This is a genomic window from Streptomyces sp. NPDC096013, assembly GCF_044763565.1.
GTDB lineage: Bacteria > Actinomycetota > Actinomycetes > Streptomycetales > Streptomycetaceae > Streptomyces.
The window spans coordinates 222478-235418 of the sequence record NZ_JBIWGK010000010.1 but is presented as its reverse complement, the minus strand read 5'-3'; the positions used below and the strand labels follow the sequence as shown (position 1 = coordinate 235418).

The following is a 12941-nucleotide window of genomic DNA, read 5'->3' as shown; positions in this document are numbered from 1 at the left end:
CACCAGGTGCGCCGGGTGCCGCCGGCGGCGCGTCCGCCTTGCCGACCGGTGTCGGATGCCGAGCCGCACCCGCTCGCGGGTGGCGGGGCCCCGGGGTCCCGGGAAGGGACACGGCGACGGGCGTCCGTCACCGGGTGCGCCGGGGACCGCCGGCCGCGCGTCCCGGCTTGCCGACCAGCGTCAGACGCCGAGCCGCACCCACTTGCGGGTGGCGGGGGCCCCGGGACCCCGGGAAGCGGCACGGCGACCGGCGTCCGTCACCGGGTGCGCCGGGCGCCGCCGGCCGCGCGTCCCGGCTTACCGACCGGCGTCAGACGCCGAGCCGCACCCGCTCGCGGGTGGCGGGGGCCCCGAGGTCCCGGGAAGCGGCACGGCGACGGCCGTCCGTCACCGGGTGCGCCAGGGACCGCCAGCCGCGCGTCCCGGCCTGCCGACCCGGCGTCAGATATCCGAGCCGCACCCACTTGCGGATGGAGCGACCCCGAGGTCCCGGGAAGCGGCACGGCGACGGGCGTCCATCACCGGGTGCGCCTGGCGCGCTGGGCGCCGCCCGCCGCGCGTTCCGCGGCGAACACGTCCTCCAGCCGGAACAGTTGGGCCCGTCCCGCCTTGGCGACCGGCGTCAGGTGCCCGAGCTGGACCCACTTGCGGATGGTGGCGGGGGCGACCCCGGCCTCCTGCGCGGCGAGCGGCCCGGGGATCAGCGTCGGCATCCCGCCCCTGGTGAGTGTCGTCATCGGTCCCATTCCCCCTCGTCCCAGGTGTGCCGGTAGGCCGGGTCGTCGTGGCAGCCGCAGTCCGGCTCCGGGCAGCGGCAGGCCGGGTTCACACAGAGCACCGCGCCCCGGTCGGGGAAGGCCCGCAGCGAGACGGAGTCGCACCAGGAGCAGCGGCCCGACACCCGTACGACGGTCTCGGTGTCCCCCAGCGCCCGCGCACAGCGCCGCGCCATCCGCCGCGTCTCGTCCCGCACATGCGCGGCGAGTACGGCGTCGGCCGCCACCTCGTCGAGCAGTCCGGCGATCCGCCGCAGCCGCTCGGGCACGGACACCCGTCGCGCCCGAGGCAGCCCGAGCCGCTCCCGCACGGCCTCCTCCAGTTCTACGACGCCGTCGGTGATGTCCCGGATCGTGTCGGAGATGTGCAGGCGCAGCGGGGCCGCGCTGTGGCCGGGGGCGGCGAGTCCGTGCCGTTGTTCCAGGAGGAGGGCCTCGGCGCGCTCCTCGCGGAGCCGGTCGGCGAGGTCGGGGGGCGGTGGGCCGGGGGCGCGGCGGGTGGGGGCGGTGCGGCCGGGGGCGAGTTCGACGGTGAGTTCGGGGAACTGCTGGAGCAGCATGCCGATCCAGAGGGCGGCGTGCGTGGTCGGGTCCGCCGCGGCGGACGCCGGACTCCGGTCAGGCAAGGGAGCCTCCCCGCGGAGCCGGCGCCGCCGGCATGTTCGGGAGGAGGTGCGCGGGGATCTCGACCGGGCGCCCCGAGCGGTAGAGCCGGCCGCCGCAGACGCCGTCGAACCAGTTGTCGGTCGGGGCGACGATGCGCTCGCAGTTCCGCCGTACCGGGCAGCGGGCGCAGGCCCGCAGAACGGGGGCCGCCTCCTTGACCTTCTTCGAGAAGACGGCCTTGGGCGGGAGCCCGGCGCAGGCGGCGGTGCTCTGCCAGCCCGCGGGTTCGTCGTAGGGGCGTGGTGGCGGGCAGGAGTCGGTGGACATGGGGCCTCCCTGTCGGACGGGTGTGGCACAGGCGTTTGGCACGTGCCATCCGGTCATCCAGGTTTACAGATTGCGCGCGCGCTCGCAACGTTCACTGCGGTCACCCACCTCACAGTCGTGACGACAATCCGTCACGAAACCGGCCCCCGGGGCCTCACCTCCACCAAACCTCCGCCCAATTAGGCGGATTTTCCTCAGTGCTTGCACGCGAGCACGTAATTCCGTGCGCGCAAGCAAGCTAAACTCGCTGCAATCCGAAGGAAGCGAGCACACAGATGACCAGCCAGGATCTGGACGCGTTCGCCGCGTGGGTCGAGGACCTGATGCGCGACCGCGGCTACGACATCGACAGCCCGCGCGGCGGCGGCAAGTCCCGGATAGCGGACGAGGCGGGCGTCCACCGGGCCGCCGTCACCCGCCTGTTGCAGCGCCAGAGCATGCCGGACCTCGAGACCACGCGCAGGCTCGCCCGCGTGCTGGGCGTGCCGGTCCGCGACATGCTCATCCGCTCCGGCCGGCTCACCGCGGAGGAACTCGCCGACCCGCACGAGTACCTGGCCTCCCCCGCGCCCGGCGCTGAGTTCGGCCGCCGCCCCACGCTGGAGGAGGTCGCCGACCTGCTGGGGGTACCGGCCGACCGGCGGGAGATGTTCGTGCGGGTGGTCGAGCAGTTCCTGCCGAACGAGGCGCCGGGGGCGGAGCACGCCGATCACGAGGGCGCCCGGATGCTGGTGACCGACTGACCGGCCGACGTCCGGTTTCCGCTTTGACGGTCCCCGTTTCGCGGTAGAGGGAACTGGTCCCTCCCTCCCCGCTCCCCAGGCTTCTCCCCCACCCTCACCCCACCCAGCACCCCCTCGGCTCCCGAGCCCCTCCCCCACCTCAGGTCACCGCTGCCCCACCGGTTCTCGGTTTTTAGTTGCGTGCGCGCACGCTCGTCTGTCACAGTTGGTGCAGCGGCGGAGCTGCGCCCGCAGGTCGGCCGCTCAGCGCCTCGTCGCGTCCCGCACGCTCTCCCGAAGCTGCCCCGAGGTGACCCGGCATGACCACACCCACTCCACCGAGCGCCTTCCCGGACGTCGAGGCGATGATCGTCGACATCCTGAAGGACGACCCCCGGCTCTCCGGCGCCGTCGTCGCCGTACAGGCGCCGACCGGCTTCGACGGCACGGCCGCCGCCGTGTTCGTCAACCGGCGCGGCGGCGCCTGGGTCGGCGAGCGCCATGTCGACCAGCCGCTGATCGAGCTGGAGGTGTACGGCCCGACCAAGCAGGCCGCGCACCTCCTGGCCAACGACGCCCGGCAGGCCGTACTAGCGATGGCGAACAACAGGTACGGCACGAACCTCGTCACCGAGGTCGAGGAGCAGGACGGCCCGCGCTGGCTGCCCGACTACCTCTACTCCGCGGCCAACCGCTACGTCACGGTGATGAAGGTGTACGTGGACGTCTACTGATCCCCTCCCCGATCCCCCGGACGCTCCACGCCGCACGCCCCACAGACCGAAGGCCCCGCCACCCCCCGGCGGGGCCTTCTTCGTACCCGGACCTCCCGAGTACGACCGCACCACATCCGAACTCACCTGGAAAACAAGGAGATTCACCATGGCAGGAACCAACTCCTCCGAGATCCGCATCGCCGGTGTGGGCCGTCTCTACGTCGCCCCGGCCGACACGGCCGTACCGTCGACGTTCTCCGCCGACGGCGCGACCGACTGGTCGTCCTGGAAGAACCTCGGGTTCACCTCCGGTGACGGCGTCACCTTCAGCAAGAAGGACAAGCTGGAGCCGGTCGACGTGTGGCAGGCCGTGAGCCCGGTGCACTTCGTGTACTCGGACCGCGACCTGACCCTGAAGTTCTCGCTGATGCAGTTCAACGAGGACACGCTGCCGTTCTTCATGGGCGGCGGCGGGGTCGCCGCGGTGACCGGTTCGACGGGTGTCTACCAGTACGACATCGCCGACCGGCCGTTCGCCGATGTCCGCGCCCTCGGACTGGAGTTCACGGATGTGCGGGCGAGCGACGGCTCGAAGGTGACGTACCGCTTCGGCATCCCGCGCGGCCAGGTCACCGCGTCGGACGACATCAAGCTGGCCCGCAAGTCGGCGGCGCAGCTGGGCATCACGTTCAGCGCGATGTCCGCGGCCGACGGTTCGCCGCTGGCCAGTTTCGTGATGAAGGACGCCGCGTACGCCGCGTCCTGACCCACCGGGGTGGGACGGGCGGGCTCGCCCGTCCCACCCCCAACCCCAACTCAGTTACTTACGAACCCAGTCAGGAGCCCTCATCACCATGACCCGTTTCGACGTCAACGCGGCCCGCGCCCAGCGGCTCGAAGCCCTCGGCCGTACCTGGTCGTTCGAACTCGACACCGAGAGCTACACCCTCCCCACCGAGTTGACCCGCGCCACCGCCAAGGCACTGCGCAAGCTCGACGACAACGACGTGGACGGGCTGCTCCGACTCCTGCTGGGCGAGAAGCAGTTCACCCGCTTCGAACAGCACGAGGTCACGATGCAGGACATCGCCGCCATCCTGGAGGCCTACGGCAAGGAGACCGGGCTCGGCCTGGGGGAAGGCTGAGCCTCGTCGGGTTCGTCGACGAACACGCCGAGGCCCTTGAGGCGGACCTGCTCCGCTATTACGGCATCGATCTGCTCGACTGGCACCGTGACCGGCTCTCCGCGCGCCGACTCACCGTGCTCATACGGCAGTTGCCGCACGACAGCGCCCTCAACCGGGAGCTGCACGGCGAGGCCGCCGACTGGTCGGTGACCGACCATCTGCTGGCCGCCGCCGTGGACCATCTCGCCGCCGCCAACTGGATGTTCGCCTCCGTCAACTCGGAGGAGGGCGACCAGCCGGACCCGCCGGCGCCGGTACCGCGCCCGTCGTACGACGACGACACGGAGACCGGGGGCGAGGAGATCCCGGCCGGGGCGCGGCCGAAGGAGACGGCGGCTGCGGACACGCATACGGACGCCGCAGCCCCGTCGACGGTCCAACTGGCCCGTTTCTTCGGCTGATCGTCAGTCCGCCGGCCCTTCCGCCCGTCCCGGTCCCGGCCCCTCGCCCCGGGACCGGCCGGGGGCCCGCCCCTCCAACTCATCAGCGAGGGCACGGACCTTGGCGGAGAGCCGGGGCCGTTTCTCACTTCGCTCGCCGGTGGAGGCGGACGCCGACGACGGCTCGGCAGGCTCTGCTCTACGTCCCTTGTCGCGTCCGGCACCGGCGTTCAGCGGGGGCACGCTGGGCCGCCCGTTGCGCCGTACGACCGGACGCCGTTCGGTAGGCGCGGGCCGCTTCTCGCGGACGTCACGGGCGGAGACGAGGATGTCGGCCTCGGTCTCCACCGGGGGCTCGACCTCGATCTCCGCCTCGGGTATTGGCCTGGGCGCCCCGTCCGCGAGGGACCGCTCCCGTTCCCCGCGTTCCTCTACCCGCGTCAACTCGGAGGGAGGCCGCAGCAGTTGAACATAGGGAAGCTGAATGACCTCACCGCCACCGCTCCCATTACTCTCACTCCCGCTCCCGTACTCATGAGGTGCGCGGTGCGGGCGGCGTCCGGTACGGGCGTCCTCCTGGCCCTGGAGGTAGGCGGCGGTGATGCGCCGCTCGTACGCCCGCCGGACGGCGGGGAGCTGCTCGTCGACGACGTCGGCCCAGCCGGCGCTGTAGGCGGCCAGTTCACGCCGGTCGAGTTCGGCGCGGGGAAGGACGACGAGGTCGTCGGGGGCGTAGCCGAGCCGTAGGACGAGTTCGGACAGCCGGGCGATGAGATGAGGGAGATCGGGGGCCTGTTCGAGCCAGTCGATCACATGCGTCTGCCGCGCGTCGCTCGCGTTCCCATCCACCCCGTAGGCCTTGCTCTCGTCTCTGCCCCACCGCGCCCCCCAGCGCGAGGACGGCCGCCCTGTCGCCGCCCACCGTCGTACACAGGCCCTCAAATGCCGTACGGGACCTGGTCATTCACCTCTCATTCACTGACGGGAGAACGGCCGGATACTACTTCACCGAGCCGGCACAACTGCCACCGCACCCCGCATCACCGCAGGTCCGGAGCGCCGAGCGGGCGGCGGGGTTCGGCAAACACGAAACGCCACCATGAGATTACTCGTACACTAGTTCGAACAGACGCTTCGAACGCCTCAGGAGCGCCACCTGTACCACCAGCCCAGCGGACAGACCGGAAAGCAGGCCGACATGGCGACTGGCACGAGCAACTCCCCGCACCAGCCGATCGACACCTACGCCCACCTCGCCCACCTCCTGCGCTCCCCCGCGCCGAACCGCGAGGCACTGCTCGACCGGCTGTACGAGGAGTTGCTCACGCGCGAGTCACGGGCGTACGCGGCGGGGTGGACGGACGCGCTGACGGAGGCGGGGCGGGGACGGGGCGGCCGACCGTGAACACCGGTCACCGCCTCACACGGTGAATGTGCACCAGACCTGCTTCTCGTCGAACCCGGTGCGATGCCATCCCCACCGCCGCGCCAACGCCTCGACGAGCCGCAGCCCCCGCCCGCCCTCGTCCAACAGGTCGGCGCACGCGGGCAGTTCGGGCGCCAGCGCAGGCGCACGGTCGGTCACCATCACCCGCAGAGACGGTGGAGCAAACTCCCGCCCGGTCCCGAGTGTCAGCTCCAACCCGGCGAGCCCACCGCCGTGCCGTACGGCATTGGTGCACAGTTCCCCCACGGCGAGCTCGACGGAGCCGGCCAACTCGCCCAGTTTCCAGTGCTCTTGGAGCCAGACGCGGGTGCGGTGCCGGGCCTCGGCGACGGGGCGGAGGGGGTCGAGGGCGGAGGTGTCCCAACCGACGCGGGTGGGGGTGGTGTTGAAGGGAGGGTGGTCCATCGTTCACCTCGCGGGGAGTCGATGAGCGGCTTGCTGCACAAGCTACTAGCGGAACTAAAACGCGTGCTACCCGATTCACTAAAACGAGTACTATCGTTGAACGAGTTGGACGCCCGGCTCACAGGTCGGCAAACTGTGCGCGCGAGCGAGGAGTTGATCCATGGCACCCCGACAGGCCCCCACCATTCGCCAACGTCGCTTCGGCGCCGAGCTGCGCAGACTGCGCGAGGCCATCGGCATGACCGCCCCGGTCGCGGGCGAACGGCTCGGCGCCGACCGGACGATGATCTCCAACATCGAGGCTGGTCGTTTCGGCATCAGCGAGGAGCGCCTCCGCCGTCTCGCGAGCATCTACGAATGCGACGACCCCGAACTGATCGACGCCCTCGCCTCGATGACCGGCGGACGGTCGAAGGGCTGGTGGGACGAGTACCGGGGCAAGATCCCGCCGGACTTCGTGGACCTTGCGGAACTCGAACATCACGCCACCGGGTTGCGCACGCTGCAGACCGCCCACATCCCTGGGCTCTTCCAGACCGAGGAGCACGCACGGGCATTGTTCGACCTCTTCGTCCCGGCACTGCCGCGCCTGGAGGTCGAGTTGAGGATCGCCCAGCGCCTGGCGAGGCACACCGTGATCGCGGACGCTCCGGGTATTCCGTACGTCGGCCTGGTCCACGAAGCGGCGCTGCGCATGCACACCGGAGGCCGCCGGGTCGCCAAGGCCCAACTCGGCCGGCTGCTGGAGGAGAGCGAGCGCCCCAACGTCCGGCTGCTCGTGATCCCGTTCACCGCTGAGGGCTTCCCCATGGCCGGCGACACGATGATGTACGTCTCCGCCGCCAGCTCCCACCTGGACACAGTCGAGGTGGACTCCCCCATCGGCGCGGTGTTCTTCGACTCTCCGACCCAACTGGCCAACTTCCGACGACGGCTGGACTTGGTCGAACAGGTCGCGTTGAATCCGAACAAGTCGAGAGACCTCATCCTCTCGATCGCCGCCGACCTGTGAGAGGTACCCCCGTGTCCGAGCCGAAGTGGCGCAAGTCCTCGTACTCCGAGGCATCCGCCAACGCGTGCGTCGAAATAGCGACCACCGGCCCCCTCATCGCGCTCCGCGACTCGAAGCAGCCGGAACTGCCGTGGGCGACGGTGAGCCGGAGGGCGTGGGCGGAGTTCGCGGGGGCCGTGGGGTCAGGGCTGCTGCGTACGGAGGCGTAGCTCGGCGCTGAACGCCCGCCGCTCATCTCCAGGCTCGCTTCCGCCCCGTCGGCCTCAGCCGAGGGGAGTCCGGCTGCGCCAGTGTCGGACCGCCCGCCTGACCTTCCTGGAGACGGACCAACGCGTCACGGCGGGCCAGCCGTTGACCTTGACGATGACGAAGTTCTCCGGGTCCCCGGGCTCTCGGCCCAGGGTGTCCACCACCCCTAGCCGCGCCGACCGCTCCACCGATGCCTCGGCTCCGATGAAGACCCAGAACACCGGATAGCGTGCCGCGCGCTTCATCGTCGCCATGAACTCCGCGCCGTCCTCCGGCTCCTCCGTCAGCACGACGAACACGACGGTGTGGTCCCGCAGATTCGCCGACGCGTCGAGGACAGCTTCCAGCGTCGGACTAAGCCGGAACGGCTGACCGCTGCGGATTTTCCCGCTCTCCTTCAAGCGCTGCAAGCCATTGTCGCGCTTCACACCGCGTAGCCGCGCGGTCGGCGAACCGCGGTCGAGCCAATCGTCGACCCAGACGTCGAGCCCCGCCGGCTCCGGAAGGGGAATCCTGATCGGTCTGCCGGCGCAGAACCAGATGCCTGCCGCCAGTCCGCCGAACTCGGACTCGGCCAGCGGCACGGCAAACCGAACGCTCTCCAACACCACATTGGGGACGAATCCGCCCTGGATATCCACGACTACCGCAGCGTCCACATCTTCCCCTTTTTAAGCCACGTTCTCGGCCACTCCGCAGATGATCGCATCGCGCATTACCGGGATTCAAGTCCTTCAGGAGAAGAAGAGTTCAACACAGAAGAGAGGCACACACATGTCAGGTCCCTCGGGCGGTAGCGCCGAACACTCCCTGGACTGGGGCAAGGACGTCCCTTCCCTGAGTAACGTCCTCCAGGCCTACTTCCGAAAAGACGAAGCCAAGACGCTCACCATGAAGGTGACGGCGATCAATCACTCGCTTGACTACGTGAAAATCGGTCTCGCTGCGGTGGCCACGGGACTCACTCTCGTCAAGGTCGACTTCACTCTCTTCAAAGTGGACGAGAAAGGGATCAGCTGGCTGGGAAACTCCCTCTACGCCTTTCCCTGGACCAAGCCCGACAACAAGTGGTGGCACAGGGTCATGCCCGACAAGATCGTCAGAAGACTGGAGACAGAGGACCAGGAAAAGAAGAACAAGGAACAGGAACAGAAGCAGGAGATGATGCGGAGGCTGGCGCAGGAGAAGCAACAGATACGCACCTGGGCGAAGGGGACCTTCTATAAAGCCGCGCAGGGCCAGGACCTGCACAGCGATGTCCGATTGGCCCAGCGGACAGCGGACGAAGCGAAAAGCGGCGTGGACGACCTTCGCAGCAGGCTGCGAGCGGCCGGAAGCGCCGGAAAACCGCAGGCACCAAAACCCAGGGACAGTACGGCTAAAAATCTCGTCGCATTGACGGGCTCCGTCAACACGCTGAGCCAGGCCTTGGCGGGCATCTAAAAGCAATGGACTGGGCCAGTTCATATGCACCCCGACCGCGAAAGGACCAGAGAACAGATGTCCCTCGTTCAGGCACTCAGCAGATCATCGACCGGACTCAAGAACTTCCAGACCCAGGCGGGCACGGCCGGTACCGCCGTCAAAGGCGTCGGTGACAAGGCGAAGTCCGGTGAAGGTCAGCTCAAGCAGTTCAAGACCGCCGCCCAGGGCTCCGGGAAGGAGCTGAAAGACCTCAAGACCGCCTCCGACCGGGCCGAGGTGTCCCTCGCCAAGGCCGGCAAGACGGGCTCGAGCGCCGGTGTCAATCTCGGCAAGTACGAATCCGGTGCGGGCAAAGCGGCCACCGGCCAGGACAAGATGAACAAGTCGATGAAGGGCAACTTCTTCGGCATGCTCATGAGCCTGCTCCAGCCACTCATCTCAAAGGTCATCGACATGGTGACCAACTCCAAGACCATGCAGAAGGTCCTGAAGCAGGCCTTCGAGGTCATCAAGTCCGTGATCAGCAGCGTCATGAAGGCCATCGAGCCGATCATGAAGAACGCGGGCAAGCTGATCAAGTCGGTGTGGAGCGGGATCAAGACGGCGATCACGAACATCGTCAAGGCCGTCGCCACGGTGATCAGGACCTACGTCAACGTATGGAAGTCGATCATCACCGGCGTCCTGAAGGCGATCGGTACGGTCGTCTCGAACGTCTGGAAGGGCATCAAGGCCGTCATCTCGCCGGTCGTGAGCTGGGTCAAGTCCGCGATCCCGGACGCCTTCCGGGCCGTGAAGGACCGGCTGTCCAGCATCTGGGGCGGACTGAAGGGCATCGCCGGCCAGGCCTTCAACGGCATCAAGGGCGCGGTCCGCGACCCGATCAACGCCGTCATCGGGCTCATCAACCGCGCGATCGGCGCCCTCAACGGCATCCACGTCTCCATCCCCGGCTGGGTCCCGATGGTCGGCGGCAAGACCTTCGGCGTCAGCCTGCCGAGGATTCCCGCGCTGGCCTCCGGCGGTGTCGTGATGCCCCGTTCCGGCGGTGTCCCGGCGCTCCTGGCCGAGGCCGGCGAGGCGGAGGCCGTCCTGCCGCTCAGCAAGCTCGACCGGCTGCTCAAGGCCGCGGCCTCACGCGGGCAGGCGTACGCCGGGATGTCCGGCACCGACGGCAGCGCGCTGCACATCGAGAACTACTACGCGGCCCAGACCAGCACCCCGCAGAGCACCGCCGACGCGCTGATGTTCCTGGCGAAGGCACGCGGATGAGCGGCGCGGCCGGCCCGCTCCGCGACCCCCTCGCCGGTGCCGTCCCCGCCCTGCGTTCCTTCCGGACCAGGGTCGACCAGGCCCAGTCCGGAGTACGGTCCTTCGCCCAACGCGTCACCGGCGCCGCCGCCGACCTCGACCGCGTCGCCGCACCCGCGGCCCAGGGCGCCACCGCCGTACAGCAGCTCAAGACGAACGCGGACACCGCGGCCCGTTCCGTCACCAGGACCGGGCAGACCGCGACCACCGCGGCCTCCGGCATCAAGTCGACCGCCACCAGGGTCAGTTCGGCCAAGAAGGCCCTCGGCAGGCTCAGCACCGGCCTGGGCGGTGTCTTCGCCGTGGTCGGCACCCTCATCGCCGCGTCCGGTGTCCTGGGCGGTCTCCTCGACACCTTCGGTACGGCGATGACGATCGGCTCCGGCGTGATGATCATCATCAACGCCGTCACCCGGGCCAACCCCCTCGGCTTCGTCGCCGGCATCCTGCTCCCCCTGGCCGGCTGGCTGCTGGACATCGCCCTGAACTCCGAGACCGGCCGGCGCCTGATGGACCAACTGGCCACGCTGATCCTGAAGTACGTCCAGAGCTACCTCACGATCCTCGGCCCGATCCTGAAGCTGATCGCGAGCGCGGTGAACACGTACGTCACCGGCTACCTCACCCTGATCACCACCACCCTCTCCGCCCTCGGCACGGTCATCGGCACCGGCTTCGCCGTCCTCAAGGCGCTGACCACCGGCGACACCCGCGCCCTGAGCGGCAGGGTGTCCGCGATCTGGAGCGGCTTCAAGAACGCCGTCAAGCCGGTCCTGAACTGGATCACCAAGGACATCCCGGCCGGCTTCACCCGGATCAAGAACGCCACCAGCAACACCCTGCGCGCGATGGGCCAGTTCGTCACCACCGGCGCCCAGACCGTCGCCGGGGTCGTGAAGGGTCCGATCGAGGGCCTGGTCGCCTTCGCGAACTGGGTGATCGACGGCCTGAACAAGCTCAGCTTCAGCATCCTCGGCAAGAAGTTCGGGGTGCACCTGAGCAAGATCCCGATGCTCGCGGAGGGCGGCATCGCGGTCCCCGGCGCCCGCACCGGCAAGGTCCTCTCCCTCACGGCCCTCGACCGCCAACGCGCCCTCGCCGCCCGCACCCGCACATCCCGGCACACCCAACGCGCCCACCACATCAAGGAGTTTTACGAGAGCAACGGCACCGGCGCCCACGGCACCGCAACCGACCTCCTCTTCCTGGCCACCGCCCACGCAGCCGCCCGAAGGTAAACCGCAACCACTCAACCCCGGCCCAGCAACACCCCCTAGGGGCGCGGGCAACGCGCAACCACTCCACCCCGGCCCAGCCTCACCCCCTAAGGGGCGCGGGGAACTGCGCGACCAGCCACAACGCACCCGCAGCCGACGAACAACCTCCCGGCGAAGCCACCACGCCCCCAACCCCCCTGCCCCACCCACCCCAGCGAGGTGACGCCCCATGCCCGATCTCACGACCACCCCATCCACCACGACCACCGACGACATCCCCCCCGGCACCCTCATCACCCGCGACGGCCAACTCCAGTGGGCGGGCCTGCTGCTCGGCCCCGGTACGCCGTACGAGATCGGCAGTGACGGACTGACCGGGTGGGAGGACCTGCCGGACTACGACACGACCGACGCCGATCACCCCACCGCGCACGGCGCCTGGCCGGGCGCACGGTACGCCAAGCCCCGCAAGGTCGGCGGCTCGGTGTGGACCGTGCCCCCGAGCGACGACACCGCGTCCTCGCTCGCCGCGACCCGCGCCCTGCGCCAGGCCCTGCTGCTCGGCGACTCCGAACGCTGGCTGGCGGTACGGCTGCACGGCGAGACCCTGGCCGTCCGGGCCCGGGTGAGTCAGCGCGTGCTGGCCGCCGACCGGACGTACACCACACAGGGCGTCTCCAAGGCCTCCGTGCAGTGGTACGCCACCGATCCGCGCCGCTACACCGTCGACGAGCAGACCGCCGTCACCGGCGCCCCGCAGCCGGAGAGCGGCCTCACCTGGCCGCTGACCTGGCCGCTGTACTGGGGCCAGGCATCGTCCACGGGAGACGTCGGCGCCGACAACTCCGGTTCGGCGCCCACGCATCCGGTCCTGACCTTCACCGGCCCCTGCACCAACCCGACCGTCACCGACCGGACGTCGGGCCGGCGGCTGCGCTACGAGATCGGACTCGCCGCCGGCGACGAACTCGTCGTGGACACGGCGGCCGGCACGGTCACCCTCAACGCCACCGCCTCCCGGCGCCACACCGCGGCGGCGGACAGCAGCCCCGAGGAGCTCTTCGCCTTCGAACCGGGCCGCGCCGAGCTGGCGTTCCGCCCCGACACCTACGACACGGGCGCGCAGCTCTCGGTGCGCTGGCGCTCGGCGGAGTGGTGATC

General features: G+C 69.6%; 18 protein-coding genes. 12 read left to right on the top strand and 6 right to left on the bottom strand.

The annotated features are described in order from the left end of the window. Window positions 1–518: 518 nt before the first annotated feature. Genes ACIRB1_RS30920 through ACIRB1_RS30910 form a run of 3 tightly spaced genes read right to left on the bottom strand, consistent with a single transcriptional unit; the run spans window position 519 to window position 1709 of the window. The gene (locus ACIRB1_RS30920; RefSeq protein WP_352184884.1) at window positions 519–737 is read right to left on the bottom strand and encodes a hypothetical protein; all 219 of its coding nucleotides are present in this window, start codon (window positions 735–737) and stop codon (window positions 519–521) included. Next, window positions 734–1402 carry a hypothetical protein gene (locus ACIRB1_RS30915; RefSeq protein ID WP_403467724.1) on the bottom strand — a complete coding sequence of 223 codons (669 nt, stop codon included), beginning with the start codon at window positions 1400–1402 and terminating at the stop codon, window positions 734–736. The genes ACIRB1_RS30920 and ACIRB1_RS30915 overlap by 4 nt, the downstream gene beginning before the upstream one ends. Then, window positions 1395–1709, bottom strand: coding sequence for a WhiB family transcriptional regulator (locus ACIRB1_RS30910; protein ID WP_403467723.1), 315 nt, complete (start codon window positions 1707–1709; stop codon window positions 1395–1397). The genes ACIRB1_RS30915 and ACIRB1_RS30910 overlap by 8 nt, the downstream gene beginning before the upstream one ends. Window positions 1710–1984: 275 nt before the next feature. Between ACIRB1_RS30910 and ACIRB1_RS30905 the strand changes: the two genes are divergently transcribed. From ACIRB1_RS30905 to ACIRB1_RS30885, 5 genes are all read left to right on the top strand, one after another. Beyond that, on the top strand, window positions 1985–2452 hold the full coding sequence (locus ACIRB1_RS30905; RefSeq protein ID WP_352184881.1) for a helix-turn-helix transcriptional regulator: 468 nt from the start codon (window positions 1985–1987) through the stop codon (window positions 2450–2452). Window positions 2453–2751: 299 nt separating this feature from the next. Then, window positions 2752–3165, top strand: coding sequence for a hypothetical protein (locus ACIRB1_RS30900; protein ID WP_403467722.1), 414 nt, complete (start codon window positions 2752–2754; stop codon window positions 3163–3165). A 148-nt stretch (window positions 3166–3313) separates the two neighbouring features. Then, window positions 3314–3913, top strand: coding sequence for a phage tail protein (locus ACIRB1_RS30895; protein WP_352184879.1), 600 nt, complete (start codon window positions 3314–3316; stop codon window positions 3911–3913). Window positions 3914–4001: 88 nt separating this feature from the next. Continuing rightward, window positions 4002–4292: a hypothetical protein gene (locus ACIRB1_RS30890; RefSeq protein ID WP_266769381.1), complete on the top strand. Its 291-nt coding sequence runs from the start codon at window positions 4002–4004 to the stop codon at window positions 4290–4292. A 65-nt stretch (window positions 4293–4357) separates the two neighbouring features. Next, the gene (locus ACIRB1_RS30885) at window positions 4358–4735 is read left to right on the top strand and encodes a hypothetical protein (RefSeq protein WP_403467758.1); all 378 of its coding nucleotides are present in this window, start codon (window positions 4358–4360) and stop codon (window positions 4733–4735) included. Between the two features lie 3 nt (window positions 4736–4738). Here the strand turns inward: ACIRB1_RS30885 and ACIRB1_RS30880 are convergent, their stop codons facing one another. Continuing rightward, window positions 4739–5563 carry a hypothetical protein gene (locus ACIRB1_RS30880; RefSeq protein ID WP_403467721.1) on the bottom strand — a complete coding sequence of 275 codons (825 nt, stop codon included), beginning with the start codon at window positions 5561–5563 and terminating at the stop codon, window positions 4739–4741. 349 nt (window positions 5564–5912) lie between these two features. Here ACIRB1_RS30880 and ACIRB1_RS30875 point away from each other — a divergent pair, with 349 nt between their 5' ends. Beyond that, window positions 5913–6119 carry a hypothetical protein gene (locus ACIRB1_RS30875; RefSeq protein WP_266769384.1) on the top strand — a complete coding sequence of 69 codons (207 nt, stop codon included), beginning with the start codon at window positions 5913–5915 and terminating at the stop codon, window positions 6117–6119. Between the two features lie 15 nt (window positions 6120–6134). On the opposite strand, the gene ACIRB1_RS30870 is transcribed toward ACIRB1_RS30875, so the two are convergent. Then, on the bottom strand, window positions 6135–6566 hold the full coding sequence (locus ACIRB1_RS30870) for an ATP-binding protein (RefSeq protein ID WP_403467720.1): 432 nt from the start codon (window positions 6564–6566) through the stop codon (window positions 6135–6137). A 160-nt stretch (window positions 6567–6726) separates the two neighbouring features. On the opposite strand from ACIRB1_RS30870, the gene ACIRB1_RS30865 reads away from it, so the two are divergent. Both ACIRB1_RS30865 and ACIRB1_RS30860 read left to right on the top strand, forming a co-directional pair. Continuing rightward, complete coding sequence (locus tag ACIRB1_RS30865; RefSeq protein WP_403467719.1) at window positions 6727–7578, top strand: helix-turn-helix domain-containing protein; 852 nt, start codon at window positions 6727–6729, stop codon at window positions 7576–7578. Window positions 7579–7589: 11 nt separating this feature from the next. Next, a complete protein-coding gene (locus tag ACIRB1_RS30860; protein WP_403467718.1) occupies window positions 7590–7787 on the top strand; it encodes a DUF397 domain-containing protein in 198 nt (65 codons plus the stop codon). A 54-nt stretch (window positions 7788–7841) separates the two neighbouring features. Here ACIRB1_RS30860 and ACIRB1_RS30855 read toward each other — a convergent pair whose 3' ends face one another. Next, window positions 7842–8486 (bottom strand): hypothetical protein, encoded by a 645-nt coding sequence (locus ACIRB1_RS30855; RefSeq protein ID WP_403467717.1) that lies wholly within the window; start codon window positions 8484–8486, stop codon window positions 7842–7844. Window positions 8487–8526: 40 nt separating this feature from the next. On the opposite strand from ACIRB1_RS30855, the gene ACIRB1_RS30850 reads away from it, so the two are divergent. The 4 genes from ACIRB1_RS30850 (at window position 8527) to ACIRB1_RS30835 (ending at window position 12939) form a co-directional block, all read left to right on the top strand. Continuing rightward, window positions 8527–9270 (top strand): hypothetical protein, encoded by a 744-nt coding sequence (locus tag ACIRB1_RS30850; protein ID WP_403467716.1) that lies wholly within the window; start codon window positions 8527–8529, stop codon window positions 9268–9270. A 57-nt stretch (window positions 9271–9327) separates the two neighbouring features. Beyond that, entirely contained in the window at window positions 9328–10524 is a 1197-nt protein-coding gene (locus tag ACIRB1_RS30845) for a phage tail protein (protein ID WP_403467715.1), read from the top strand. Then, window positions 10521–11801 (top strand): tape-measure protein, encoded by a 1281-nt coding sequence (locus tag ACIRB1_RS30840; protein WP_403467714.1) that lies wholly within the window; start codon window positions 10521–10523, stop codon window positions 11799–11801. The genes ACIRB1_RS30845 and ACIRB1_RS30840 overlap by 4 nt, the downstream gene beginning before the upstream one ends. A 208-nt stretch (window positions 11802–12009) precedes the next feature. Next, a complete protein-coding gene (locus tag ACIRB1_RS30835; protein WP_403467713.1) occupies window positions 12010–12939 on the top strand; it encodes a phage distal tail protein in 930 nt (309 codons plus the stop codon). Window positions 12940–12941: the final 2 nt, after the last annotated feature.

Coding starts and splice junctions, on each gene's coding strand:
- ACIRB1_RS30920 (WP_352184884.1), bottom strand. CDS start 737: ATGACGACACTCACCAGGGGCGGGATGCCGACGCTGATCCCCGGGCCG.
- ACIRB1_RS30910 (WP_403467723.1), bottom strand. CDS start 1,709: ATGTCCACCGACTCCTGCCCGCCACCACGCCCCTACGACGAACCCGCG.
- ACIRB1_RS30905 (WP_352184881.1), top strand. CDS start 1,985: ATGACCAGCCAGGATCTGGACGCGTTCGCCGCGTGGGTCGAGGACCTG.
- ACIRB1_RS30900 (WP_403467722.1), top strand. CDS start 2,752: ATGACCACACCCACTCCACCGAGCGCCTTCCCGGACGTCGAGGCGATG.
- ACIRB1_RS30895 (WP_352184879.1), top strand. CDS start 3,314: ATGGCAGGAACCAACTCCTCCGAGATCCGCATCGCCGGTGTGGGCCGT.
- ACIRB1_RS30890 (WP_266769381.1), top strand. CDS start 4,002: ATGACCCGTTTCGACGTCAACGCGGCCCGCGCCCAGCGGCTCGAAGCC.
- ACIRB1_RS30875 (WP_266769384.1), top strand. CDS start 5,913: ATGGCGACTGGCACGAGCAACTCCCCGCACCAGCCGATCGACACCTAC.
- ACIRB1_RS30870 (WP_403467720.1), bottom strand. CDS start 6,566: ATGGACCACCCTCCCTTCAACACCACCCCCACCCGCGTCGGTTGGGAC.
- ACIRB1_RS30865 (WP_403467719.1), top strand. CDS start 6,727: ATGGCACCCCGACAGGCCCCCACCATTCGCCAACGTCGCTTCGGCGCC.
- ACIRB1_RS30850 (WP_403467716.1), top strand. CDS start 8,527: ATGATCGCATCGCGCATTACCGGGATTCAAGTCCTTCAGGAGAAGAAG.
- ACIRB1_RS30845 (WP_403467715.1), top strand. CDS start 9,328: ATGTCCCTCGTTCAGGCACTCAGCAGATCATCGACCGGACTCAAGAAC.
- ACIRB1_RS30840 (WP_403467714.1), top strand. CDS start 10,521: ATGAGCGGCGCGGCCGGCCCGCTCCGCGACCCCCTCGCCGGTGCCGTC.
- ACIRB1_RS30835 (WP_403467713.1), top strand. CDS start 12,010: ATGCCCGATCTCACGACCACCCCATCCACCACGACCACCGACGACATC.